Source organism: Cupriavidus sp. 05T42 (genome assembly GCF_056396345.1).
On record NZ_JBFTLH010000007.1, the window covers coordinates 126,898 to 151,215 of the forward strand.

The following is a 24,318-nucleotide window of genomic DNA, read 5'->3' on the forward strand; positions in this document are numbered from 1 at the left end:
TCACGAACGACAGCCTTATTAGGGGAAAATCATGGGTTTTGGTCAAGGGGTAAGCGGCCTGAACGCCGCCGCGTCCAACCTGGACGTGATTGGCAACAACATCGCAAACGCCAACACGGTTGGCTTCAAGCAATCCACCGCGCAGTTCGCGGACGTGTACGCGGGTTCGAAGATCGGCCTGGGCACGCGCGTGAACGCCGTGGTGCAGTCGTTMACGAACGGCAACATCGCCTCGTCGGGCCGTAACCTGGACGTGGCCATCAGCAACGGCAACGGCTTCTTCCKCCTGACCAATACCGATGGCTCGGTGTTCTATTCGCGCAACGGCCAGATGAACCGCCTGGACGATGGCCGCCTGGTCAACGCCACGGGCCTGCAGGTCACGGGCTACCCGGCTGGCACCACCGCCGGTGGCGTGGCCCCGCAGCCGATCACCATCAGCAACGCCCAGATGCCCCCGCGCGCCACGCAGACCGTGACGGCGCAGTTCCAGCTCGACTCGCGCAGCACCGTGCCGACCACGGCCTTCGCCAGCGCCCCGGGCGCGCTGCCGACCTCGGACATGTTCAACTACAGCACGGCGATCAGCGTTTATGACTCGCTGGGCAACAAGCAGCAGGTCACCGCGTATTTCTCCAAGTCGGCTGCCGCGCCGACCGTGCCGGGCGGCACCAACTGGAACATGTACCTGACCGATTCCGCGGGTAACACGCTGGCCGGCATGCCGGTCTCGATGGCCTTCGACAGCAACGGCGTGATGCAATCGACGACGCCGGCGAACCCGACGCTCGCACTGCCGGCCGCCAACGGCGCCGCCGCGCTGACCGCCAACCTGAACCTGACCGGTTCCACGCAGTTCGGCTCGGACAACGATCCGAAGAAGATCGTGCAGGACGGCTACGCCTCGGGCGCGCTGCTGGGCTTCTCGGTGCAGGAAGACGGCACGATCCTCGGTTCCTACTCGAACGAGAAGACGCTGTCGCTGGGCCAGATCGCCATGGCGACGTTCGGCAACGTGGAAGGCCTGAAGCCGGAAGGCGACAACGTGTGGTCCGCCACCGGCGCATCGGGCCAGGAACTGCTCGGCACGGCCGGTGGCGCCATGGGCACGCTGAAGTCGAACGCCGTGGAAGAGTCCAACGTGGACCTGTCCGGCCAGCTGGTCAACCTGATCGTCGCGCAGCGTAACTATCAGGCCAACGCGCAGACCATCAAGGCGCAGGACACCGTCCTGCAGACCCTGGTGAACATCTGATCCACGCTGATCTCTCCGCCGGAACGCCGACATGGACCGCATGATTTACACCGCCCTCTCGGGCGCCAAGCAGATACTCGACCAACAGGCCGCGGTATCGAACAACCTGGCCAATGCCTCCACGCCGGCGTTCCGCGCGCAGATCAACCTGTATCGCGCTGTACCGGTGGTGGGGCAGGAGACGCAGACCCGCGCCTTCACGCTGGCCTCCACGCCGGGCGCCGACATGAAGGCCGGCCCGCTGACGTACACGGGCCGCGACCTCGACGTCGCCCTGCAAGGCAACGGCTGGCTGGCGGTGCAGATGCCCGACGGCTCCGAGGCGTACACCCGCGCCGGTGCGCTGCAAATTTCGGCCGACGGCCAGCTCCAGACCTCGGTCGGCCGGCCGGTGCTGGGCGATGGCGGCCCGATGGCGGTGCCGCCGGGCGCCACGGTATCCATCGGTACCGATGGCACCGTGGTGGCGCGTGGCCCGGGCGAGGCCGCCAATGGCCTGGCCCAGGTCGGCAAGCTGCGCGTGGTATCGCCGCCGCCTGAAGGGCTGGCACGCGGTGACGACGGCTACTTCCGCCTGCGTCCCGGCGTGAACGCGCTGGAGCAGGACCCCACCGTGCGCGTGATCTCCGGCGCGCTGGAGGGCAGCAACGTGAATCCGGTGGAGGCGATGGTCGACATGATCGCCAACGCGCGCCGCTTCGAAATGCAGATGAAGATGATTACCGGCGCCGATAGCAACGACCAGCGGGCCAACGCGCTGCTGTCCAACAACTGAAGCGCGTTGCGCTGACACAGAACTCGAAGGAAAACCATGATCCGCTCACTCTGGATTGCAAAGACCGGCCTCGATGCGCAGCAGACGCAGATGGACGTGATCTCGAACAACCTGGCCAACGTGTCCACCACGGGCTTCAAGCGCAGCCGCGCCGTGTTCGAGGAACTGATGTACCAGACCATCCGCCAGCCGGGCGCGCTGTCGTCGGACCAGACCGTGCTGCCCTCGGGCATGCAGCTGGGTACCGGCGTGCGCCCCGTGGCCACGGAACGTATCCACACGCAGGGCAACCCGACGCAGACCGGCAACGCGCGCGACGTGGCCATCATCGGCCAGGGCTTTTTCCAGGTGACGATGCCGGACGGCACCACCACCTACACGCGTGACGGCTCGTTCCAGGTCGATCCGAACGGCCAGCTGGTGACCTCGAGCGGCTTCGTGCTGAACCCGGCCATCACGCTGCCGGCCAACTACACCTCGGTGAACGTGGCCCGCGACGGTACCGTCACGGTGATGCAGCCGGGCCAGACCAACGCCGCCACCGTCGGCCAGATCCAGCTCGCCACGTTCCCGAACCCGGCCGGCCTGGAAAGCCTGGGCGAGAACCTCTACGCGCAGACCGATGCCTCGGGCGCACCGAATACCACCGTGCCGGGCCTGAACGGCGCGGGCACGCTGCAGAACAACTACGTTGAAGCGTCGAACGTGAACGTGGTCGAGGAACTGGTCAGCATGATCCAGACCCAGCGCGCGTACGAAATCAACAGCAAGGCAGTGCAGACGTCCGACCAGATGTTGCAACGCCTGACCCAGATGGGATGATGGGAGTGACCATGGCCGCCAAGCTGCATCGCCTCGGTGTGTTTGCCCTGTACGCCTTTGCCGGCCTGGCCGTGCTGGCGAGCGGCGGCTGCGCACTGATGCCGAAGGAGCCCCTCGTACAGACGCCCACCACGGCACGCGCCGAGCCGCGCGCCGTGGGCGCGCCCACGGGTTCCATCTTCGCCTCGTCCTACGCGGGCAATCCGCTGTTCGAGGACCGGCGGCCACGTAACGTTGGCGACATCCTGACCATCGTGATCAGCGAGAACGTCAACGCCAGCAAGAACTCCGGGACCAATGCCAGCCGCACGGGCAGCACGACGTTGTCGTTCGACGCCGTGCCGCGTGCGCTGGCAGGGCTGTTCAGCGCCAGGTCGAATGCCGATGTCAACGGCAGCAATGCCCTGAAGGCCAGCGGCGGCGCCACCGCCGCCAACACCTTCAACGGCACCATCACCGTCACGGTGCTGGAAGTGCTGGCCAACGGCAACCTGGTGGTGTCCGGAGAAAAGCAGATGGCCATCAACCAGGGGGCGGAGTTCATCCGCTTCTCCGGCGTGGTCAATCCGCGCACGATCACCGGCGACAACGCAGTGCCGTCCACCCAGGTGGCGGATGCACGGATCGAGTACACCGCCAAGGGATACATCGACGAAGTGCAGAACATGGGCTGGCTGCAGCGCTTCTTCCTCAATGTCTTACCGTTCTGATCCCGCCATGTTTCTGCCTCCGATGCCTTTCCACAAGCCAGGCTCGCTATTGGGCACCCCGCCCGGCCTTCCTACCCGCTGGGGTCGCGCGGTCTCTCTTCCGCGCCTGTTGCTCGCGCTCGCGCTGGTCTTCGGACTGGTGGGCGCCGGCACGGCGCATGCGGAACGCCTGAAGAACCTCGTCACGTTCCAGGGCGTGCGGGACAATCCGCTGATTGGCTACGGCCTGGTCGTGGGGCTGGATAACACCGGCGACCAGACCATGCAGACGCCGTTCACCACGCAGAGCATTACGAACATGCTCTCGCAGCTCGGCGTGACATTGCCCGCCGGCAAGAACATGCAGCTGAAGAACGTGGCCGCCGTGATGGTGACCGCCACGCTGGCGCCGTACGCGCAGCCCGGCAGCCAGCTCGACGTGGTGGTCTCGTCGATGGGTAACGCCAAGAGCCTGCGCGGCGGCACGCTGCTGATGACGCCGCTCAAGGGCGCCGACGGCCAGGTGTACGCCATCGCGCAGGGCAACATGCTGGTGGGCGGCGCGGGCGCGTCGGCCAACGGCAGCAAGGTCCAGATCAACCAGCTGGCCGTGGGGCGTATTGCCAACGGCGCCGTGGTGGAACGTGCCGTCGCGGCCTTCCAGCCCGAAGGCGGCTACATGAACCTGGAACTCAAGGATACGGATTTCGGCACCGCCGAGCGCGTGGTCGACGCCATCAACCGCAACCTCGGCCCCGGCACCGCCGCCGCCATGGATGGCCGCGTGGTGCAGGTGCGCGCCCCGCAGGCGCCGACCGCACGCGTGGGCTTCCTCGCACGGATCGAGAACCTCGACGTCACCCCGGCCAAGGCCGCCGCCAAGGTCATCCTGAACGCCCGCACGGGTTCCATCGTGATGAACCAGGCGGTGACGGTGGAAGACTGCGCCGTGGCGCACGGCAACCTGTCGGTGGTGATCAACACCCAACCGGTGATCAGCCAGCCGGCGCCGTTCAGCAACGGCCAGACCGTGGTGGCGCCGGTGTCGCAGATCGACCTCAAGCAGGGTGGCGGCTCGCTCCAGATCGTCAAGGCGGGCGCCTCGCTGGCCGCGGTGGTCAAGGGCCTGAACGCGCTCGGCGCCACGCCGGCCGACCTGCAGACCATCCTCGAGGCCATGCGTGCCGCCGGGGCGCTGCGCGCGGAACTGGAGATCATCTGATGTCGGGCGCCACGCTTTCCTCGCAGACCGACGTCTCGCAGCGCTTCGCGCTCGATACGCAGGGCTTCGAGGCGCTCAAGAACCAGGCTCGCGCCGGCAACAACCAGAACACCCTGCAGGCGGCCGCCAAGCAGTTCGAGGCCGTCTTCACGCAGATGGTGCTCAAGAGCATGCGCGACGCCACGCCGCAGGACGGCATGTTCGACAACGAGCAGACCAAGCTCTACATGTCGATGATGGACCAGCAGCTCTCGCAGCAGCTGTCCTCGCGCGGCATTGGCCTGGCCGATGTGATGATCCGCCAGCTGGCGCGTGCCACGGGCACGCAGCTGCCGGACACCATGGCCGCGCCCGGGGTGGGCGGGCGCCCGCAGGATGGCCAGATGGCGGCCCTGCTGGACAGCCGGGGCGCCACCGACGCCGACGGCCCGCCGCCGATCGGCACGGTGCTGCCCGGCAATGCGTGGAACCCCACCGCCGGCGTGCGCCAGTATCAGGGCCAGGCGGACTGGCAGCAGAACGGCCAGTCGCAACTGGGCCAACTCCCGGACGACTCCCCCGAACACATCAGCAACTTCGTCAACCGGCTGGCCGCGCCGGCCATGGCCGCCTCGCGCGCCTCGGGCGTKCCGGCCAAGCTGATCGTCGGTCAGGCCGCGCTCGAATCGGGCTGGGGCCGCCGCGAGATCACCAACCCGGATGGCTCCACCACCTTCAACGTGTTCGGCATCAAGGCCGGCGCGAACTGGAAGGGGCCGACCGCCGAGGTGCTGACCACCGAATATGTCGATGGCCAGCCGCAGAAGGTGCGGGCCCGCTTCCGTGCCTACGGCTCCTACGACGAAGCGTGCGCTGACTACGCGCGGCTGCTGACCACCAACTCGCGCTACGCGGGCGTGGTGGCCGCCAACAGCGCGGAAGAAGCCGCGCATGGCCTGCAGCGCGCCGGCTATGCCACCGATCCGGCCTACGGCGAGAAGCTGGTCCGGATCATGAAGAAGGTTTCGACCTGACGGATGGGCGGCATGGCAACGCATACGCCGCCCAATCTCCCGTCCCACGCTTCGCGCGGCCCGCTTTCGGTCGCGCTATTGGCGCTTCCAGACTACGTCTTCACGCAAGTGATCGCTCACAACATGCGCGCCGGCCAACACGTGGAAATGGCCGATGAGACGCTAAAGTCCCGCGTGGTTCGCGCCGTTAACTTGCTCATCCACCGCCGCCGGCCGCACGCCGAAGGCTACCAACAGATCCGGGGTCAGACACATGTCTCTCTTTAATATCGGTCTTTCGGGCCTGAACGTGGCGCAGAACGCGCTGACGACGACCGGCCACAACTTCAGCAACGCAGCTACCGCGGGCTATACGCGCCAGAACACGATCATCGCGTCGGCGGGCGGCCAGTACACCAGCTCGGGCTTCTACGGCCAGGGCTCCAACACCATTACCGTGCAGCGCGTGTACGACAGCTTCCTGACCGGGCAGCTGCGTGGTGCCACGTCGGCCAGCGCCCAGCTGGCGACGTACGCGGACCAGCTCTCGCAGATCGACAACCTGCTGGCCGACCAGAAGGGTGGCCTCTCGCCGCTGATGCAGAAGTTCTTCGCCGCCGTGCAGGCCGTGTCGGACACGCCGGCAGACACCGCCGCGCGCCAGAGCCTGCTCTCGGCCTCCCAGGCGCTGGCCGGCCAGATCAAGTCCTCCAGCGACTACTTCAAGCAGCTCCAGGACGGCCTGAACACGCAGATCAAGTCGACGGTGACGCAGGTCAACGACTACACCAAGCAGATCGCGAACCTGAACAAGGAAATCACGCGCATGACMGCCGCCGGCGGTGGCCAGCCGCCGAACGATCTGCTCGACCAGCGCGACCAGGCCGTGGCGATGCTGACCGAACTGGTCGGCGCCAAGGTGGTGGTGCAGGACGGTGGCACGTACAACGTGTTCGTCGGCAACGGCCAGCCGCTGGTCATGGGCAGCGATTCGTACGACATGGTGGCGCAGCCCTCGGCCACCGACCCCGGCCGCACAACGGTGGGCTACACGCTGCTGAGCGGCAACATCATCGAAGCCCCCGAGGGCTCGGTGACGGGCGGCTCGCTCGGCGGCATCCTGAAGTTCCGCTCGGACTCCCTGGAGCCGGCGCAGAACGCCATCGGCCGTCTCTCGCTGGCCATCGGCCAGACGTTCAACGACCAGCACAAGCTGGGCATCGACCTGAACGGCGCCATCGGCACGGACATGTTCTCGCTGGGCTCGCCGGTGGTCTACGCCAACAAGAACAACACCTCGGCGGCGATCGCCTCGGCCACCATCACGAACGCCGGCAACCTGACGACCAGCGACTACGCGCTGAAGTTCGATGGCACCAACTACACGCTGACGCGCCTCTCGGACAACAAAGTGGTGGCCTCGCAGGCGGGCGCCCCGACCGCCGCCACGCCGATGGTCGTCGATGGTGTCTCGATCAGCCTCAGCGCGCCGATGAACGCCAACGACTCGTTCCAGATCCAGCCGACGCGCAACGCCGCCGCCAGCTTCGGGACGCTGATCACCGACCCTGCCAAGGTAGCCGCGGCTTCCCCGGCGCGCGCGGACGTCAACAAGAACAACACCGGCACGGGCACCGCCAAGCTCACCAATGTGGCGCAGGGCTTTGCACTGCTGGCGAATGCGCCGATCACGGCCACCTACAACAGCGGCACGGGCACCTACACGTTCACCAACGCGCTGGGCGCGGCAGTCGTGCCGACCAGCACCGCGCCCAACGGCACGGGCACCGACGTGACCTTCAACGGCATGACGTTCACGTTCAACGGCGCGCCGAATAACGGCGACACCTTCACGCTGGCCAACAACACCGGCGCCGTGGCCGACAACGGCAACGCGCTGGCGCTGGCCAAGCTGCAGACGGCCAAGACGATCAACGGCACGTCGAGCTTCAACGACGCCTACGCGCAGCTGGTCAACGACGTGGGCAGCGCGACGAAGTCGGCGACCATCGCCTCGACCTCGCAGGACAGCATCACCAACCAGATCTATGTGGCCCAGCAGTCGGTCTCGGGCGTGAACATGGACGAGGAAACCGTGAACATGCTCAAGTTCCAGCAGCTGTACCAGGCGAACGCACGCGTGATCCAGACGGCCAGCACGCTGTTCGACACCCTCATCGGCATCGGCGCGTAATCGCGGCGGCCAACGATCTCAACGGATACGAAGGAATCTCGCCATGCGCGTCGCAACCTCTACCCTGTACCATCAGGGCCTGGCCTCGATGAACGGCCAGCAATCGGCCCTGCTGCACGTGCAGCAGCAGCTCGGCACCGGCCGCCGCATCCTGACGCCGTCCGACGACCCCGTGGCCGCCACGCGCGCCCTGGGCGTGTCGCAGTCCGGTGCAGTGAACACGCAGTACACCACGTCGCGCAGGCAGGCCACGGCCTCCCTCGGCCTGGAAGACAACACGCTGGCCACCGTCACCACGACGATCCAGAACATCCAGACCATGCTGGTGAACGCCGGTAACGGCACGCTGAGCGACAACGACCGCGCGTCGCTGGCCACTGCGYTGCAAGGCCAGTTCGACCAGCTGATGGGCCTGGCCAACGCCGACGACGGCAACGGCAACTACATCTTCGCCGGCCTGCAGTCGGGCACCGTGCCGTTCTCGCTCAACGCGGCGGGCGGTGCGATGTACCAGGGCGATACCGGCCACCAGCTGCTGCAGGTGGATGCCGCGCGCCAGATGGAAGCGGGCAACAACGGTTCGGAAGTGTTCATGAGCGTCACCGGCAACGCCGGCTACGTGCTCAAGGGCAATTCGGCCAATACCGGCACGGGCACCTACAGCGCGATCTCGGTCACGGACCCGACCGACCCGCTGTACGGCCACTCGCTGACGCTGACGTTCCAGACCGACGCCGGCACGGGCAAGATGCAGTACAGCATCATGGACACCACCACCGGCACCGCCGTGGGCACCCCGACGGACTACTCTGAAAACGTGGCCATCAAGGTGGCAGGCGTGTCGTTCTCGGTGAAGGGCGTCCCGGCAGACGGCGACACCATGACCGCCAAGCCGGCGCAGCAGGCCGGCGCGGACGTGTTCGCAAACCTGAAGGCCGTGATCGACGCGCTGAAGGCCCCGATCAACACCGGCCTGAACCAGGAAGCGGCGAACGCCAACCTGCAGAACGTGATCGCCACGGGCATCCGCCAGTTCAGCAACTCCCTGGACAACGTGCTGACGGTGCGCTCGTCGGTGGGCTCGCGCCTGAATGAAGTCGACGCGCTGGACACCATCGGCGAGAACCGCGCGCTGTCCAACGCGCAGACCCTGTCGGGCCTGCAGGACCTGGACTACGCGGCCGCCATCAGCGAGTTCTATCAGCGCCAGACCGCGCTGCAAGGCGCGCAGCAGTCGTTCATGCAGATCCAGGGGATGAACCTGTTCAAGTTTCTGTAAGTGGGAGCCGGGCCGCTAGTCGGCCCGGCGGAAAGCGCTTCGTTGAAAGCCAGCCATCGGCTGGCTTTTTCATTTTCCCTTGTCTTTGGTCATGCGGGCCACCAGATGCCGGACCAGATGCCGGACCAGATGCATCGGCCCCAGCAGCTTCGACCCTAGCATCGCGTCGATGTCGGATCGGGCGGTCTCCATGAACGGCTTGAATACCAGTGAGGCGGCTGTCGTGACCAGGTGATCGATCTTGGGGATGGCGCGAGCCAAGGCTTCGACTTCGGACTCGACCCCAATATCGACACGATGCGTGGTAACCCCTGCCTCAACACGGGTCAGTTCGGCATTCTTTCATCCGCGCGTAGCGTCAGAACCCGGACGCCGTGTCGAGTTACGGCGACTGTGTGCTCGAACTGTGCGGACAGCTTTCCGTCACCCGTCACCACAGTCCAGCCGTCGGCTTCCGTATGAACCGCATGCCGCCCCTGATTGATCATTGGCTCGATGGTGAACACCATGCCTTCTCGCAGCACCAGACCCGTGTTCGGCCTTCCCCAATGCAGGACCTCTGGGGGCTCGTGCATTTCTCGACCGATGCCGTGCCCGCAGTATTCCCGCACGACTGAGTAGCCATTGCGGCGAGCATGTCGCTCAATGGCATACCCCACATCACCTAGTCTCGCGCCTGGGCGGACGGCTTTGATTCCTTTCCACATCGCTTCATACGTTACGCGCACGAGTTGTTTGGCAAGCGGAGAGACTTCGCCGACCAGATACGTCTTACTGGAATCCGCAATGTAGCCATTGTTCTCCAGCGTGATATCGAAATTCACTATGTCGCCGTCCTGGAGGACCTCCGCGGGGGACGGAACGCCGTGGCAAACGACGTGGTTACGGGAGGCATTGAGGGCGTAGGCGTACCCGTACTGCCCTTTGCTGGCTGGGCGCGCGTGGAGTTCGTCGACAATGAAGTGGTCCACCAGATCGTTGACCTGCATGGTGGACATGCCGATCAGATTCAGGCGATCCAGGCGAGAAAAAACCTCTGCCAATAGCCTGCCCGATTCGGCCATCAGGGCAATTTCCCCAGGTTCCTTGGTCACGAAGCCACCTTCAAGCTTTGCGCAACAACACCCGCAGCCCGCAGTTCGCGAGTGACGATCTCATTGAAGCTTTGCGTGGGATTCATTTCGCACAGCATGCCAATCTTCATCCAGAACGCTGCCTGAGCGTTGATAGACCGACATGACACGCCGCTTGCCTTGCGCAACTGATCATGCAGCTCGCCATCGATGTTCACGATGCCCATAGTGCCATCCATATATGAAACATATACGAATCATATAGGCAATCGCGCCGGCGATGCAAGCCCTGTGTCGCTCCACTCCTGGTCAGCCCAACAGAATCCGCGGCCAAGAGCGGACGACCATGTGGGCGTCACACCGTGGTGAGCCGCTCCTTTGCCAGCCTCGTGCCTGCTGCCAGCGCCTCCAGCTTGCGCCACGCCACATCCCGACCCATCGGCGCCAGGCCGCAATTCGTGCACGGGAACAGCCGCTCCTTCGGCACGAACTCCAGCGCCCGGCCGATGGTGTCAGCCACTTCCTCGGGTGTCTCGACCACGTCGCTGGCCACATCGATCACGCCGACCAGCACGTCCTTACCGGCCAGCAGCCCCATCAGGTCGGGCGGCACATGGGAGTGGATGCATTCCAGGCTCACCTGGTCGATGCAGCTGCGGGCCAGCGCGGGGAACACCGTCTCATACTGGCGCCATTGGTCGCCCAGGGTGCTCTTCCAGTCCGTATTGGCCTTGATGCCGTAGCCGTAGCAGATATGCACCGCCGTCGTACAGGTCAAGCCCTGCGCCGCGCGCTCGAGCGCCTGCACGCCCCAATCGGCGGCATCCTTCATGTAGACATTGAAGGCGGGCTCGTCGAACTGGATGATGTCTACGCCGTCGGCCTGAAGCGCCAGGGMCTCCTGGTTGAGCAACTCGGCGAAGGCGAAGGCCATCTTGACCTTGTMGCCGTAGAAGCGGTCCGCCACGGTGTCGACGATGGTCATCGGGCCGGGCAGGGTGAACTTCAGTTTCTTCTTCGTGTGCGCGCGCGCCAGCTGTGCTTCGAAAGCATGCACGCGGCCCTTCAGGCGCAGGGCCGAAACCACCTGCGGCACCATCGCGTCGTAGCGGTTGTCGCGGATGCCCATCTTCACCTTGTGCTCGAAGTCGATGCCCTCGACCTGCTCGAGAAAGCCGTGCACGAAGTGCTGTCGCGATTGCTCGCCGTCGCACACGATGTCCAGGCCTGCGTCTTCCTGGGCCTTGATCCACAGCAACGTCGCGTCGGCCTTGGCCTGGCGAAGCGCGTCGCCTTCAGCCTTCCACTGAGGCCAGAGTTTGTTTGTTTCAGCCAGCCAGCCTGGCTTCGGCAGGCTGCCGGCGATGGAGGTTTCAAACATCTGAGGATTCCTTTCAAGCAACGATGGGTGTGGCAAGCATACTTCGGGACCGTTTTTCCCGATCAGCCACGGGACGGCGTGTTATGGGGTCAGAGCGCGAAATTGGCAGACCATTGATCAAGGACGTTCTTGTACGGCTTKATGAAGTTCTCCTCCGCAAATTTCCCCTGCTGGACAGCCAGCTGGCTGCGTTCTTCCCGGTCATAGACAATCTGCGTCAACGAGTAATCCTGGTTCTTCAGGCTCGGTTGATAGCGTTTCCCTGCTGCAGAATTGGCGTTGTAAATCTCGGGGCGATAAATCTTCTGAAAGGTTTCCATTGTGCTGATGGTGCCGATCAACTCGAGATCTGTGTAGTCGCCCAGAAGATCGCCGAAAAAGTAGAAAGCCAAGGGTGCAACGCCATTCGGAGGCATGAAGAAACGAACCTGCATCCCCATCTTTGCGAAGTATCGGTCGGTCGAGGACAGTTCATTCTGTTGATACTCGACCCCAAGTACGGGGTGCTGGTTTCCGGTCCGCTGATAGGTCTTGCTGGTCGAGGCGCTTATGGAGATGACAGGCGGCTTGTGGAAGCGCTCCTTGTAAGTGCGCGAGGCAACAAACTGCTTGAACAGCTTTCCATGCAAGTCACCAAAATCGTCTGGCGTGCGGAATTCCGCTCGATCAACGTTGTACCTTGGAAGCAAGACGCTGAAGTCGTAATCGCGTACGTAGGAGGAGAAGTTATTCCCCACGATGCCGTCGATGCGTTTGTGCGTTTTCTTGTCGAGAATGCAGGTTTTCAGTATCTCGATCAACGGAAATGCATCGTTGCCGCGCTTGGCGTCGACACTCATCTCCACGGAGATGATCTCGAGCTCGACAGCGTAGCGATCTMCGGTCGGATTGTCCCAATGCGCCAGGTCATTGAAGCGATTGTCAATCATCCTCAACGTGTTGCGCAGATTCTGTTGCCTACTCTTTCCCCGGGCCAGGTTGGCAAAATTGGTGGTTACGCGCGTACTGTCCGATGGCTGATAGTTTTCATCGAAAAGAATGCTCTTGAGGCTAAAGGCAAGTTCTTTGTTCATTGCGATCCAGTGACCTAATTTTTGAGAGAAGTCGATTCTTGTTTCAGGCCACAACCACTTCCTCGGCCAGAGCGGGCCTTGCGTGGTGCGTCAGTTCGACCAACGGCAGTGCCCGTTGGATCGCCAGCCTGGCCCGCTCGATGAGGGCCTGGTTCTGCAGGCGGTAGTCGACGAAATCCTTGTCGGTCGCGTAGACACCCAGCGGCAATGTGCGCGCCTGGAAGAAGCTGAACAGCGGCCGCAACTGGTGGTCGATCACCAGGGCATGGCGCTCGCTGCCACCGGTGGCAGCCAACAACACAGGCTTGTCGATCAAGGCGTCCTGATGAATGAAGTCGAAGAAGTGCTTGAACAGTCCGGTGTAGGAGCCGCGGAACACCGGTGTTGCCACCACCAGGACGTCAGCTTGCTCAACCGCCGCAAGTTCCCGCTCCACCGTGTCGGGCAAGTGGGTGCGCCAGACCGCGCCGGCAAGCCGCGGTGCGAGCTGACCCAGTTCAACCAAGCGCTGTTCGCACGGAAGTTCGTCTGCGATCAGGTCTAGCAGGTGCTCTGCCAGGGCTGCAGACTTGGAGGGGCGTTGTAGCCCGCCGGAAACCGCTACTAGACGGAGTGGACGTGTCATTTTTGCTTTCATCTGTTGCGAGGCTCACGCGACATGCCAATCGTATGGATGTGCATCGATGAAGTAAAATGGCTTTATTTCAACAATTCATGAGCAGTAGTCATGTGAGTTATCGGGCGCACCCGCCGGTCATCCCGCTCTCACGCCTTCGTGCTCCCCAGATCAGCATGTGCGCTTTGTAACCGTCCGTTACGGGTAGAATGCGCACCGCGGCACGTCCCCTGTKCCGCCCGTGATTGCAGGTGCCCGCGATGCGCGTGGGTTAAACGGGAAACAGGTACGTCGCCGAGCCGCGACCAAGCCTGTGCTGCCCCCGCAACGGTAAGCAGGTTCGGGAACTGTCATGTCGATCCATCGGATCGGCGGCCACTGCGCGATTGTCATCGTTGTCATCGCGTGGGAAGGCGACGGATTCCCGGGAGCGCACGCTCCCCGCCTGTCAGCCCGGATACCGGCCTGTTGTCATCATCGAAATCTTTCGCACGGACGGGGTCGTCCGGCTTCACGATGACATACAACTTGTTCGCGCATTCCGCTGGCCGCCCGCGCTCGGCCCAGATTTCGTCACGCCCTGCGCGTGGGCGTCGACCGCGCGTGCTGGCCGCATCACTTGGTGCCGTGGCCGGCCTCAATCTTCCCTGTGCTTTCGCACAGGAAACCTCCGAACAGAAGGACACGTCACTGCCGCCCGTGGTCGTCAGTGAGGCCGTCTATCCCGGCCTGGCGCTCTCGAAACCCGAATACACGGGCAGCCGCATGGGCCTGACGCCGCTCGAGACGCCGGCCAGCGTCGAAGTCATCAGCGGCGAGACCATCCGCGCGCGGGGCGACCAGAGCGTGCGCGAGGCCGTGACCCGGGCAACCGGCATCACCGGCAATCCGTCGCCGGGCAACGGCGGCACCTCGCTGACCGCGCGCGGCTTCGCCGGGCAGGGCTCGGTCATGCAGCTGCTGGACGGCACGCGCATGTACGTGGCCTCCGGTACGGTGACCTTTCCGTTCGATACGTGGTCGGTAGACCGCATCGAGGTCCTGCGCGGCCCCGCATCGGTCATGTATGGCGAAGGGGCGATCGGCGGCGTGGTCAATGTGGTGCAGAAGAAGCCGATCCGAGGCCCGATCGAGAACGAACTCCAGATCACGGGCGGCACCGAGAAGACCGCGCGCGTGGCCTTCGACAGTGGTGGCAAGGTCAACGACAACCTGTCGTACCGTTTCGCCACGGCCTACAACCGGACGGCTGGCTGGGTGGATCGGGGCGATGCCAACAACCTGATGGTGTCGGCGTCCGTGCGGCTGGACGTGAATCCGGAATTCAACCTGACGCTGTCCTATGACGACGGCACCCAGCATCCGCAGCAATACCTCGGCACGCCGCTGGTCAACGGCAGCCTGGACCGCTCGCTGCGCAAGAAGAACTACAACGTTGGCGATGCCGAGATCAGCTATCGCGACCGCTGGACGCGCCTGAACGCCGAATGGACGCCGAACGACCGCGTCACCGTGCGCAACCAGTTCTACTACCTGACMAGCCACCGTCACTGGCGCGACAGCGAGACCTATACCTATCTGCCGGCCACCTCGCAGGTGCGCCGCGGGGACTACCTGGAAATCCTGCACGACCAGGAGCAGGTGGGCAACCGCGCCGACATGACGGTGCGCAGCAAGCTGTTCGGGCTCGATAACACCACGACGGTGGGCTTCGACGTCAACAAGGTCAACTTCACCCACTCGAACAACTCGCCCTATGGCGGCACCTCCACCGTACCGGCGCGTGATTTCGATCCGGGCCTGTTCTTCAGCCCGCCGGGCGTCGTTACCTCGCCGCGCTTCCGCAGCAACACCACGCAGTACGCGCTGTTCGGTKAGCACCGTATCGCCCTCACGCCGCAGTGGTCGGTCATCGGCGGGGTGCGCTTCGACCATGCCGACCTGACGCGCACCGACCTCGTGGCCGGCTCGGCCTGGGACAAGACCTTCGCCAACATCACGTGGCGCGTGGGCACCGTCTACCAGTTCACCCCGAGCCTGGCCGTCTACGCCCAGTACGCCACCGCGACCGATCCGCTCGGCGCGCTGATCACCACGTCCGACGCGCAGCGCAACTTCAACCTCGCCACCGGCAAGCAGGTGGAAGTGGGCATGAAGCAGGCGTTCTGGGGCAATCGCGGCGAATGGACCTTCGCGGCGTACGAGATCCGCAAGAACGACCTGCTTTCGCGCGATCCGGTCAATCCGACCATCACCCAGCAGGTGGGCGAGCAGTCGTCGCGCGGGCTGGAAGCCTCGGCGAGCGTGGAAGTGCTGCGCGGTCTGCGCCTCGACGTCAACGGCACCGTGCTGCGCGCGCGCTATGACGACTTCAACGAGTCGGTCGGCGGGGTGCTGGTCTCCCGCKCCGGCAACGTGCCGACGAGCGTGCCGCAACAGGCCGCCAACGCGTGGCTGACGTGGAACTTCATCCCGCAATGGACGTTCGGCGCGGGCCTGCGCTATGTCGGCGGACGTTACGCGGACACGGCCAACCGCGTGCGCGTGCCGAGCTATACGACGGTGGATACGGCGCTGTCGTGGCGTGTCTCGAAGCAGGCGGCGCTGACGCTGCGCGTCTACAACCTGTTCAACAAGGACTACGCCGAATCGGTCTCGAACGGGGGCCAGCAATGGCTGCTGGGGCGTCCGCGTTCGGCGGAGTTGTCGGCCAACTTCTACTTCTGAGGCCCGGGGCGATGTGGCGCAAGATCCGGCGCTGGCTGTACCTGATCCATCGCTGGATGGGCATCGCCGGCTGCCTGTTGATCGCGATGTGGTTCGGCTCGGGGCTGGTGATGATGTACGTCGGCTTTCCCGCGCTGACCGATGCCGAGCGGCTGGCCAGCCTGCCGCCGCTCGATGTGCGTGCCGTGGCCACGACGCCCGATGCGGCGATGGCGGCGGCGGGACTGTCCAGCTTTCCACGCAGCCTGCGGCTTGAGATGGCGGGCAGCCTGCCCGTCTATCGCATGGTTGATGGCAAGGGTCAGCCCCATACCGTGGCGGCCACCGATGGCCGCGTCATCGAGCGCGTCGATGCAGCCACGGCGCAGGCCACTGCCCAGCAGTTCACCGGCAAGCCTGCGCGCTGGATCGAGACCGCCGAACGAGACCAGTGGACCGTGCCGAATGGCCTCAACGCGTGGCGTCCGCTGCATCGCATCGCCATCGATGACGGACACGGCACCGAGCTATACGTCTCGGCGAAGACCGGCGAGATCATGCGCGATACCGATCGCGCGGAGCGGTTCTGGAACTGGCTCGGCTCGGTGCCGCACTGGCTGTATTTCACGCCGATCCGCAAGGACCCGCCGCTGTGGCGGCAGGTGGTGCTGTGGACGTCCGGGCCCTGCGTGGTGGTGGCCATCACGGGAATCTGGATTGGCTGGCTGCGGCTACGCGTGCGGCGGCGCTTTGCGCACGGCAGCATGGCGGGCGTCTCGCCGTACCACGGCTGGATGGCGTGGCATCACATGGCCGGGCTCGTCGGCGCGCTGTTCCTGCTGTTCTGGCTGATCTCGGGATGGATCTCCGTCAATCCTAACCAGTGGTTCAACGGACGCGGCTTCGACGGCGCGGCCCTGCAGCGCTACGCGGGGCATGCCGGGGCCTCGTTCCCCGCGCCGGACTGGCGTGCCACGCTGGCAGACCGCAGTGCGCGCGAGGTCCGTATGGTGTGGGTCGGCAGCACGCCCATGTTGCAGGTGGCCGCCGGCAAGGGCGTTGTCACGGTGCTCGATCCGGGCAGTGGTGCGCCAGTGCGCTGGGACCCGGGCATGCTMTCGCGTATCKCCGGCACCCTGATGCCGGACGCTAAAGTCGTGGCCAGCGTCATGCAGGCCGAGGCCGACACCTACTGGTACAGTCACCACAACGCGCGCAGGCTGCCCGTGTTGCGCGTGACCTTCGACGACGCCGACAACACCTGGGCCTATGTCGATCCCTCGACGGGTCAGGTCATCGGCCGTAGTGACGACAGCCGCCGTCTCTATCGCTGGCTGTTCAACGCCGTACACAGCTATGACTTCGTTTCGCTCACGCAGCATCGCCCGTCATGGGATGTGGTGGTGTGGGTGCTGTCGCTGGTGGGTCTGGTGATGTCCGTCAGCGGGGTGGTCGTGGGCTGGCGGCGGTTGCGCCGCTGACTCTCGCCACCCCTTTCCATTTTCAACTTTCAAGCATCAGGTGATTCCATGCAAACCGCAAAAATTCCCGCCACGATCGTCACGGGCTTCCTGGGCAGCGGCAAGACCACCTTGCTGCGCCATATCCTCGAGAATGCCAACGGGCGCCGTATCGCTGTCATCGTCAACGAATTTGGCGAGCTGGGCATCGACGGGGAAATCCTGAAGGGCTGCGGCATTGGCTGCGACGAGCAKGGCGAGCCCACCGGCCAACTCTATGAACTGGCCAACGGCTGCCTGTGCTGCACCGTGCAGGAAGAGTTCTTCCCGGTCATGGAACAACTGCTCGAGCGCCGCGACCAGATCGATCACGTGCTGATCGAGACTTCGGGTCTGGCGCTGCCGAAGCCGCTGGTGCAGGCATTCCACTGGCCKAGCATCCGCAACGCGTTCACGGTGGATTCGGTGGTCACGGTGGTGGATGGCCCCGCCGCCGCCGCCGGCCAGTTCGCCGCGAATCCGGTGGCGGTAGACGCGCAGCGCCGCGCCGATCCGAACCTCGATCACGAGTCGCCGCTGCACGAGCTGTTCGAAGACCAGCTCGCCAGCGCGGATCTGGTCATCCTGAACAAGACCGATCTGATGGATGCCGCCCAGATTGCCGCAGTGGAGGCGCTGGTACGGCCCGAGATTCCGGCCGAAGTGAAGATCGTGCCGGCGCAGGCGGGGTCGCTCGATGTGAACAGCCTGCTGGGACTGAACCGCGCGTCGGAAGAGACGATCCACCTGCGCGTGGATCATCATGGCAGCGCGGACGACGCCGACCACGCCGATCATCATCACGATGAATTCGATTCGGTGGTGGTGGAGGCTGGCACCGTTGACCGCGAGGCATTGGTTGGCGCGCTCCAGAAGCTGGTGGCCGACCACACGATCTATCGCGTCAAGGGTTTCGCCGAACTCCCGGGCAAGGCAATGCGACTGGTGCTGCACGGCGTGGGACAACGATTCGACAGCTACTTCGACCGTGCCTGGCGTGCTGACGAAGCGCGGGGCACGCGCGTGGTGCTGATCGGCCAGGAACTGGATGGCGCCGCGTTGCAAGCCGCGCTGGATCAGGCGCTGGCCGGCTGAACCAGAAAACGCTGTATTCCGATGTGGGCGGAAGTTGGGTGCTTTCACGCATGCCGGGTCGGTGACGCGCTGCGATACGCGCGGCTGATGGTGGTACGTCGTTCAGTTGGGGGCGAGCTCCGCTGAACGGCGGGCCAGTTCGATGAAGGCTTGTACGTAATCGATCTCGATGTCGCTTTCCCGCGCGCCAAGGAAGATCTGCTTGGCGACGCCATGTGGGCCCAGCCGTACCGCCGTGACATCCATCTTTTCCGCATATTCGGCCACCAGCCAGCGCGGCAGGGCCGCGATGCCACGCCCGCTGGCCACCATCTGCATCATGATGTCCGTGGTCTCGATGGTCTTGTGGCGCTTGGGCGTGACGCCCGCCGGCTGCAGGAACAGGTTGTAGATGTCCAGGCGATCGGTGGCCACGGGATAGGTGATCAGCACTTCGTTCGTCAGCGCGTCGGCGTCTACGTGGGGCAAGCCGGCGAGCCGGTGGCCGCGATTGACGACCAGCACCTGCTCGTAGTCGAACACCGGCTCGAAATGCAGGCCGGGCTTGTAGAGTGGATCCGGCGTTACCAGCATGTCGATCTCATACCCGTACAGCGCGCCGATACCGCCGAACTGGAACTTCTGCTTGACGTCGACATCCACGTCCGGCCATGTCGATAGGTAGGGCGAGACGATCTTGAGCAGCCACTGATAGCAGGGATGGCACTCCATGCCTATCCGCAGCGTGCCGCGCTCGCCCTGCGCAAACTGGTGGACCCGTTCTTCGGCCAGATCGAGCTGAGGCAGCACGCGGTTGGCCACCGCCAGCAGGTAGGAGCCCGCCTGGGTCAGCCGCAGACTGCGGCCTTCCCGCAGCCAGATGTCGGTACCCAACTGCAACTCGAGCTTTTTCATTGCATGGCTCAGTGCCGACTGCGTCAGGCACAGCACCGAAGCGGCCGCTGTCAGGGAGCCCTCACGGTCCACTTCCCGGATGATTGCCAGGTGAATGCGTTCAAGCATGATTGAGATTCATGTATTTTTGAATAACGATCATTTTACTTCATTGATTGGCCTTCCTACAATCGGACATCGACGATCTCCTCCGTGATCCAGATCGACGATGAGCTGCTCGACGCGTTCGACGACTTCAAGTATCCGAACGAGATCGGGCTGCGAAGACGCTGCGCGCGCAGTAGTCGGCAAGGCTGTCGCGGCCCAAAACAAACATCCCCGCCGTGGCGGGGATGTTTGTTTTGGGCTCGGCTATCAGACGTCAGGCATGCCTGACGCCGCGTCGCTCCTCCAGCCGCCGCTGTGCCAGCGTGGCAAACAGCAGACCAAGACCTGCCCAGAGCGTGGCCTGGATACCGAAGGCGGCCATCCTGAAGCGCCACAGCAGGACGGCTGAGAATTCGTCGGGGATCTCGTTGACCTCCGGCAGCAACCCTTGCGCCAGCAGCACGATGACCACATAGACGGCCGCCGCGCCCAGCGTGGCGTGCCAGGTGCCGTGGCTCGCCGCAAGCTTGCGGGCAACGATGACCGCAATCACCATCGCCGCCAACGACAGGGCGATCATGGTGAAGAACAAGGCGGTGCGAAGGCCGATCGTCGAAGGATCGCCGATGGCCGGCGGATTCGGTGGGTATTTGATAAACGGCACCAGCACGGTCGCGATGTAGCCAAGCAGCGCCATCAGCACGGACGTCGGGCGCGCGCCCAGCTTGCCAATCCGGCCGTAGACAAAGGCGAACGTCAGCGCAAACAGGCCACCTACCGCGCTGCCGAACACCGCCAGCCCGACAAACAGCCCGAGCCCGGCCTGTACGTCACGGCTGACCAGTTCGGGCATCTCATGCTGGTGGCTACCGCCCATTGCCTGCTCCATCCGCGCTTCGTACGCGATGGCGCCCTCCACCTCCGGTTCTCCAACGACCTTGGCAACACCGAATGCCAGCAGGCTCGCCAGGAACCCCGCGATCATGCCGCGKACCAGAAGACTTCTCACCATGGCGGCGCGTCCTCAGTGACAGGGAAAGCCGAGCAGGTGACGTCCGTCGTGCACAAACTCATGCACATACATCGTATTGAAGATGGCGGCGGCACCTTCCTCCACGCCGACGAAGTAGATCGCCAGCAGCAGGAGCATGCTGCCAAAGATGGCCCAGGGCAGCAGTTCGGGAACCGGGATGGATACCGGCTCGATGGCCGGCGAAAGGGTGGCGCTTGCGTGCATGGCAGATCTCCTTGAGGATGACGCGTCCCGTAACGGATGGATGAGGCGTTGAGGAGGTCTGACTTGGCAGCCTGCTTCGTCGAAACGACGCTTCAGATTGCGATACAGTGGCGCGACCGTGCCGGATTCCAACCGGCTTCTCCCCAGCGCATATGCGTGCATTCTAATCGACTGGACGACCTGACACGTGACAACCCGCCTGACATTGCTCTGCGTACCGGCCACGGCAGCCCTGCGCGCCGGGCGGTTTCCGGCCGACGAATCCCTGGATCCCGGACAGGCCGACGACGTGGCCCGGCTCGCCACCGCGCTCGGGGCGCCAGACCAGGTGCTCAGCAGCCCGGCACGCTGCGCACGGGAGGCCGCCATGGCGCTGGGCCATTCGCCGATCATCGAACCCGCGCTGGGGGAGGTCGACTACGGCAGATGGTTGGGGCGCTCGCTCAAGGAAATCGGCATTGCGGAACCTGCCGCACTGTCTGCCTGGTTGTCCGATCCGGACATGGTCGCGCACGGCGGGGAATCCCTGTCCGCGTTTTGCGAACGTGTGCGGCGGTGGATGGGGCCCTATGCCAGCCCCGCCTCGCACACGCTGGTCGTCACGCATGCGAGCGTCATCAAGGCCATCGTCCTCCATGCATTGGAGGCGCCGGTGAGGACCTACTGGCAAATCGACGTTGCGCCTTTGTCCACACTGACGCTGTCAAGACAGCAAGATCGATGGCGATTGTCTTTGGGTGAATCGCTGCGGTTTCACCAGTAGCCAAGCACCTTCCACCAGACGGTGCCGACCACCGCGAAGATCAGCAGTTCGACCACGCACATCACAAAGCCAACGCGCCACCAGTTCCCCATCGTGACGTAGCCACTGCCGAAGATGATTGGCGAGGTGCCCGTCGCATAGTGGGTCAGCGTCATCATGATCGCCGAGCCGGCCGCCATCAGCAGCATGAACGGCACCACATACGCGGGCGGTATCAGATTCACGCCGACCGTCAGGAAGGCGAGCATCATCGCACTGATGTGTGCCGTCGTGCTGGCGAACAGGTAGTGCGAGAACACGAAGACCGCTACCAGGATCGCGGCCGTGCCGCCCCAACCGATGCCGCTGGCCACGATCGCGTTGCTCATGCCGGTTGAGAACCAGCCGATCACACCCTGCTTGTTCAGTTGCTCGGCCAGCATGATCAGCGCGCCGAACCATATCAGCGTGTCCCAGGCGCTCTTTTCGGACAGTACATCGTCCCAGTCGATGGTGCCCGTAATGATCAGCACGAACAGGCCGACGAAGGCGACCACCGTGGGGTCCAGCGTGAGCGCCGGGCCGAACACCATCGCCGGAATGTTGGCCCACAACAGCAGCAGGAGCGCGAAGGTGAAGATCATGACCCGTTCCTTCGGCGACACCGGGCCCATCTTCGCCATTTCGGCGTGCGCATACTCCACCGCATTGGGTGTGGCCTTGAGCTGCGGCGGCGACAAGACATAGATCACCATCGGCATCACCAGCATGCATAGCAGGCCGGGCAGCAGCATGCAGAGCGCCCAGCTCATCCAGCTCAGATGCAGTGCCTGATTGGTTGCCTTGGCGATGTAGTCCACCACTAGCGGGTTCGGTGCGGTGGCGGTCACGAACATGGCCGAGGAGATCGGGTTGGCGTGATAGTTGACCAACGCCAGGTAGGTGCCGACCTTGCCCTCGGTGCCCTTGGCCGGGTCCGAGTCGAATGCCGTGGCGATCGACTTCATGATCGGATGCACGATGCCGCCACCGCGCGCCGTATTGCTTGGCGTGAACGGCGCCAGCACCAGTTCGCAGGTGGCCAGCCCATAGCCGATGCCGATCGTGCGTTTCCCCATCAGGGCGATGAACATCAGGCCGATACGGGTGCCCAGGCCGGTCTTCTTCACGCCGCGGGAGATCAGGATGGCGACCACGATCAACCAGATCAGCGGACTGTCGAAGGCGGTCAGCGCATCGGCGATGGCCCCCTTGGACGAGGTCGAGGTCACCTGCGACAGCGAGAGGACCACGATGGCCATCATCGCCATCACGCCGATCGGCATGACCTTCAGGATGATCGCCACGATGGTTGTCAGGAAGATGGCAACCAGACCCCAGGCCTTGGGCGTGAGCCCCTCTGGCACAGGCCACAGCAGCAGGGTGACCAGCACCACCGTCGTGATCAGGGCGGGGCCGAGTCTAAAGGGGACTACGCTGTTGAAGTATTGGAACGCCGCTTTCAGTTTTGCAAGCATGGTGCGATCCTTCCCAGTCGTCTTTGCTTATGGTTTATATGACTTTTTCGGCAGAAGTGCCAGCGTGACGCCGACGCCGCMAAGCTGAGTGGAAGCCGTCAGGATCTGACATCGAACGGATTTGTCCGAAGCGTGCAATGCCCCTACCGGTGGCGCACGCTGTCGGTGGCCTCCTTGACGATGCGCGCACTGCGCTGCAGGGCTTCGCGCTCGGTGGGGTCCAGTTCCGGATAAGCCAGTAACTGCGCGCCACTGCCATTGACCACCATCGGCAGCGACAGACATACCTCCGGTACGCCTTCGACTTCCGCATGCACAATGCCGACCGTGAGAATGAGGTCCGTGTCGTGGACGATGGCCTGGCAAATTCGCCCGATCGCACTGGCGATGCCGTAATGCGTGGCGCCCTTGCCTTCCTTGATGAGCTTGGCAGCCTCGTGCACGGAGCGCAGGATCAGATCCCGGCTGGCAGGCCCAAGCTCCTTGCCGCTCTTCGCCAGGAACGTTTCCAGGGGCATGCCGGAGACCGTTGCGCCGGACCAGCCGATCAGCGCGGATTCCCCGTGTTCGCCGAGAACGTGGGCGTGAATCGCAGGCGCCACGATGCCCAGTCGCTCGGAGAGCAGCGACCGCAACCGGCCGGTGTCGAGCGAGGTGCCCGTGCTGATGACGCGCTCCGGCGCGCAGCGGAGGCGGTCAAACACGACGGCGGCCAACACATCGCAGGGATTGCTCGCGATGAGGTAGATCGCATCCGGGGCCAGCGGGGCGATGCGATCGACGATCTCCGTCGCGATGCCTGCATTGGTTTTGGCCAGGTCCAGGCGAGTTTGCCCTGGCTTCACGCCGACGCCGGCGGTGATCACGACGAGGTCCGCGTCGCGCGCGTTCTCGTAATCGCCGGCATAGAAGCGGTTGTGTCCCCAGAATGCCGCAGCGTGGGCGAGGTCCATCGCCTGCCCTTCGGCCCGGACGCGTGCGACATCGATGATGACGATTTCCGCGCTCGGGATGGCCCCCGACGCAAACAGGGCCGCCGATCCGCCAACCAGTCCTGCTCCGACGATGACGATCTTGGGTTGCCGCATGGCGTACCTCCGTCGTGCCTGGAGAATCGAGCCTGAACCTGGGCCGGTTTCGCGCTACATCAGCGGAAAGTGAAGTGAAGGC

At 64.3% G+C, this 24,318-nt stretch carries 23 protein-coding genes and 1 riboswitch; of the genes, 12 read left to right on the top strand and 11 right to left on the bottom strand.

The genetic code is table 11. The features are described 5' to 3' along the window. The first annotated feature begins 31 nt into the window (after positions 1 to 31). From flgE to flgL, 8 genes are all read left to right on the top strand, one after another. On the top strand, positions 32 to 1,255 hold the full coding sequence (flgE, locus tag AC1EJR_RS11800; RefSeq protein WP_477147103.1) for a flagellar hook protein FlgE: 1,224 nt from the start codon (positions 32 to 34) through the stop codon (positions 1,253 to 1,255). 31 nt (positions 1,256 to 1,286) lie between these two features. Beyond that, complete coding sequence (gene flgF, locus AC1EJR_RS11805) at positions 1,287 to 2,030, top strand: flagellar basal-body rod protein FlgF (protein WP_092295826.1); 744 nt, start codon at positions 1,287 to 1,289, stop codon at positions 2,028 to 2,030. 36 nt (positions 2,031 to 2,066) lie between these two features. Then, the gene (gene flgG, locus AC1EJR_RS11810) at positions 2,067 to 2,852 is read left to right on the top strand and encodes a flagellar basal-body rod protein FlgG (RefSeq protein WP_092295824.1); all 786 of its coding nucleotides are present in this window, start codon (positions 2,067 to 2,069) and stop codon (positions 2,850 to 2,852) included. Between the two features lie 11 nt (positions 2,853 to 2,863). Further along, positions 2,864 to 3,562, top strand: coding sequence for a flagellar basal body L-ring protein FlgH (gene flgH, locus AC1EJR_RS11815; RefSeq protein ID WP_244844726.1), 699 nt, complete (start codon positions 2,864 to 2,866; stop codon positions 3,560 to 3,562). A 7-nt stretch (positions 3,563 to 3,569) separates the two neighbouring features. Continuing rightward, positions 3,570 to 4,763, top strand: coding sequence for a flagellar basal body P-ring protein FlgI (locus AC1EJR_RS11820; RefSeq protein ID WP_092295818.1), 1,194 nt, complete (start codon positions 3,570 to 3,572; stop codon positions 4,761 to 4,763). Continuing rightward, positions 4,763 to 5,776: a flagellar assembly peptidoglycan hydrolase FlgJ gene (flgJ, locus tag AC1EJR_RS11825; protein WP_441592637.1), complete on the top strand. Its 1,014-nt coding sequence runs from the start codon at positions 4,763 to 4,765 to the stop codon at positions 5,774 to 5,776. The genes AC1EJR_RS11820 and flgJ overlap by 1 nt, the downstream gene beginning before the upstream one ends. Before the next feature lie 253 nt (positions 5,777 to 6,029). After that, positions 6,030 to 7,949, top strand: coding sequence for a flagellar hook-associated protein FlgK (flgK, locus tag AC1EJR_RS11830; RefSeq protein ID WP_092295809.1), 1,920 nt, complete (start codon positions 6,030 to 6,032; stop codon positions 7,947 to 7,949). 43 nt (positions 7,950 to 7,992) lie between these two features. After that, entirely contained in the window at positions 7,993 to 9,228 is a 1,236-nt protein-coding gene (gene flgL / locus AC1EJR_RS11835; protein ID WP_092295805.1) for a flagellar hook-associated protein FlgL, read from the top strand. Positions 9,229 to 9,297: 69 nt separating this feature from the next. Here the strand turns inward: flgL and AC1EJR_RS11840 are convergent, their stop codons facing one another. The 6 genes from AC1EJR_RS11840 to msuE form a co-directional block, all read right to left on the bottom strand. After that, positions 9,298 to 9,489, bottom strand: a complete 192-nt coding sequence (locus AC1EJR_RS11840; protein WP_092295802.1) for a Rossmann-fold NAD(P)-binding domain-containing protein — start codon at positions 9,487 to 9,489, stop codon at positions 9,298 to 9,300. A gap of 65 nt (positions 9,490 to 9,554) precedes the next feature. Then, positions 9,555 to 10,322 (bottom strand): type I methionyl aminopeptidase, encoded by a 768-nt coding sequence (gene map, locus AC1EJR_RS11845; RefSeq protein ID WP_454757551.1) that lies wholly within the window; start codon positions 10,320 to 10,322, stop codon positions 9,555 to 9,557. Beyond that, positions 10,319 to 10,528, bottom strand: a complete 210-nt coding sequence (locus AC1EJR_RS11850; RefSeq protein WP_092295796.1) for a ParD-like family protein — start codon at positions 10,526 to 10,528, stop codon at positions 10,319 to 10,321. Before AC1EJR_RS11850 ends, map begins: the two co-directional genes overlap by 4 nt. A 128-nt stretch (positions 10,529 to 10,656) precedes the next feature. Next, complete coding sequence (locus AC1EJR_RS11855) at positions 10,657 to 11,682, bottom strand: methionine synthase (RefSeq protein ID WP_477147104.1); 1,026 nt, start codon at positions 11,680 to 11,682, stop codon at positions 10,657 to 10,659. An 89-nt stretch (positions 11,683 to 11,771) separates the two neighbouring features. Beyond that, on the bottom strand, positions 11,772 to 12,755 hold the full coding sequence (locus tag AC1EJR_RS11860) for a DUF1852 domain-containing protein (protein WP_477147105.1): 984 nt from the start codon (positions 12,753 to 12,755) through the stop codon (positions 11,772 to 11,774). 43 nt (positions 12,756 to 12,798) lie between these two features. Next, positions 12,799 to 13,380 (bottom strand): FMN reductase, encoded by a 582-nt coding sequence (gene msuE / locus AC1EJR_RS11865; protein WP_092295787.1) that lies wholly within the window; start codon positions 13,378 to 13,380, stop codon positions 12,799 to 12,801. Positions 13,381 to 13,603: 223 nt separating this feature from the next. Continuing rightward, a riboswitch (cobalamin riboswitch) is annotated at positions 13,604 to 13,854 on the top strand. Between the two features lie 120 nt (positions 13,855 to 13,974). Here msuE and AC1EJR_RS11870 point away from each other — a divergent pair. From AC1EJR_RS11870 to cobW, 3 genes are read left to right on the top strand one after another with little or no spacing between them, the layout of a single operon-like run. Beyond that, positions 13,975 to 16,098: a TonB-dependent receptor gene (locus AC1EJR_RS11870; protein WP_477147106.1), complete on the top strand. Its 2,124-nt coding sequence runs from the start codon at positions 13,975 to 13,977 to the stop codon at positions 16,096 to 16,098. Positions 16,099 to 16,109: 11 nt separating this feature from the next. Then, positions 16,110 to 17,558 (top strand): PepSY domain-containing protein, encoded by a 1,449-nt coding sequence (locus AC1EJR_RS11875; protein ID WP_477147107.1) that lies wholly within the window; start codon positions 16,110 to 16,112, stop codon positions 17,556 to 17,558. Between the two features lie 48 nt (positions 17,559 to 17,606). Then, positions 17,607 to 18,671, top strand: a complete 1,065-nt coding sequence (gene cobW, locus AC1EJR_RS11880) for a cobalamin biosynthesis protein CobW (RefSeq protein ID WP_477147108.1) — start codon at positions 17,607 to 17,609, stop codon at positions 18,669 to 18,671. Between the two features lie 102 nt (positions 18,672 to 18,773). On the opposite strand, the gene AC1EJR_RS11885 is transcribed toward cobW, so the two are convergent. From AC1EJR_RS11885 to AC1EJR_RS11895, 3 genes are all read right to left on the bottom strand, one after another. Beyond that, the gene (locus tag AC1EJR_RS11885) at positions 18,774 to 19,673 is read right to left on the bottom strand and encodes a LysR family transcriptional regulator (protein WP_092295775.1); all 900 of its coding nucleotides are present in this window, start codon (positions 19,671 to 19,673) and stop codon (positions 18,774 to 18,776) included. 253 nt (positions 19,674 to 19,926) lie between these two features. Next, positions 19,927 to 20,664: a CbtA family protein gene (locus AC1EJR_RS11890; protein WP_477107706.1), complete on the bottom strand. Its 738-nt coding sequence runs from the start codon at positions 20,662 to 20,664 to the stop codon at positions 19,927 to 19,929. Between the two features lie 12 nt (positions 20,665 to 20,676). After that, positions 20,677 to 20,889: a CbtB domain-containing protein gene (locus AC1EJR_RS11895; RefSeq protein ID WP_441592629.1), complete on the bottom strand. Its 213-nt coding sequence runs from the start codon at positions 20,887 to 20,889 to the stop codon at positions 20,677 to 20,679. A gap of 187 nt (positions 20,890 to 21,076) precedes the next feature. Here AC1EJR_RS11895 and AC1EJR_RS11900 point away from each other — a divergent pair, with 187 nt between their 5' ends. Then, positions 21,077 to 21,652: a histidine phosphatase family protein gene (locus tag AC1EJR_RS11900; protein ID WP_477105334.1), complete on the top strand. Its 576-nt coding sequence runs from the start codon at positions 21,077 to 21,079 to the stop codon at positions 21,650 to 21,652. Here the strand turns inward: AC1EJR_RS11900 and AC1EJR_RS11905 are convergent. Both AC1EJR_RS11905 and AC1EJR_RS11910 read right to left on the bottom strand, forming a co-directional pair. Continuing rightward, positions 21,643 to 23,148 carry a DASS family sodium-coupled anion symporter gene (locus AC1EJR_RS11905; protein WP_441592627.1) on the bottom strand — a complete coding sequence of 502 codons (1,506 nt, stop codon included), beginning with the start codon at positions 23,146 to 23,148 and terminating at the stop codon, positions 21,643 to 21,645. The two genes, AC1EJR_RS11900 and AC1EJR_RS11905, sit on opposite strands and share 10 nt — an antisense overlap. A gap of 143 nt (positions 23,149 to 23,291) precedes the next feature. Then, positions 23,292 to 24,236, bottom strand: a complete 945-nt coding sequence (locus AC1EJR_RS11910; RefSeq protein ID WP_441592626.1) for a lactate/malate family dehydrogenase — start codon at positions 24,234 to 24,236, stop codon at positions 23,292 to 23,294. Between the last annotated feature and the right edge of the window lie 82 nt (positions 24,237 to 24,318).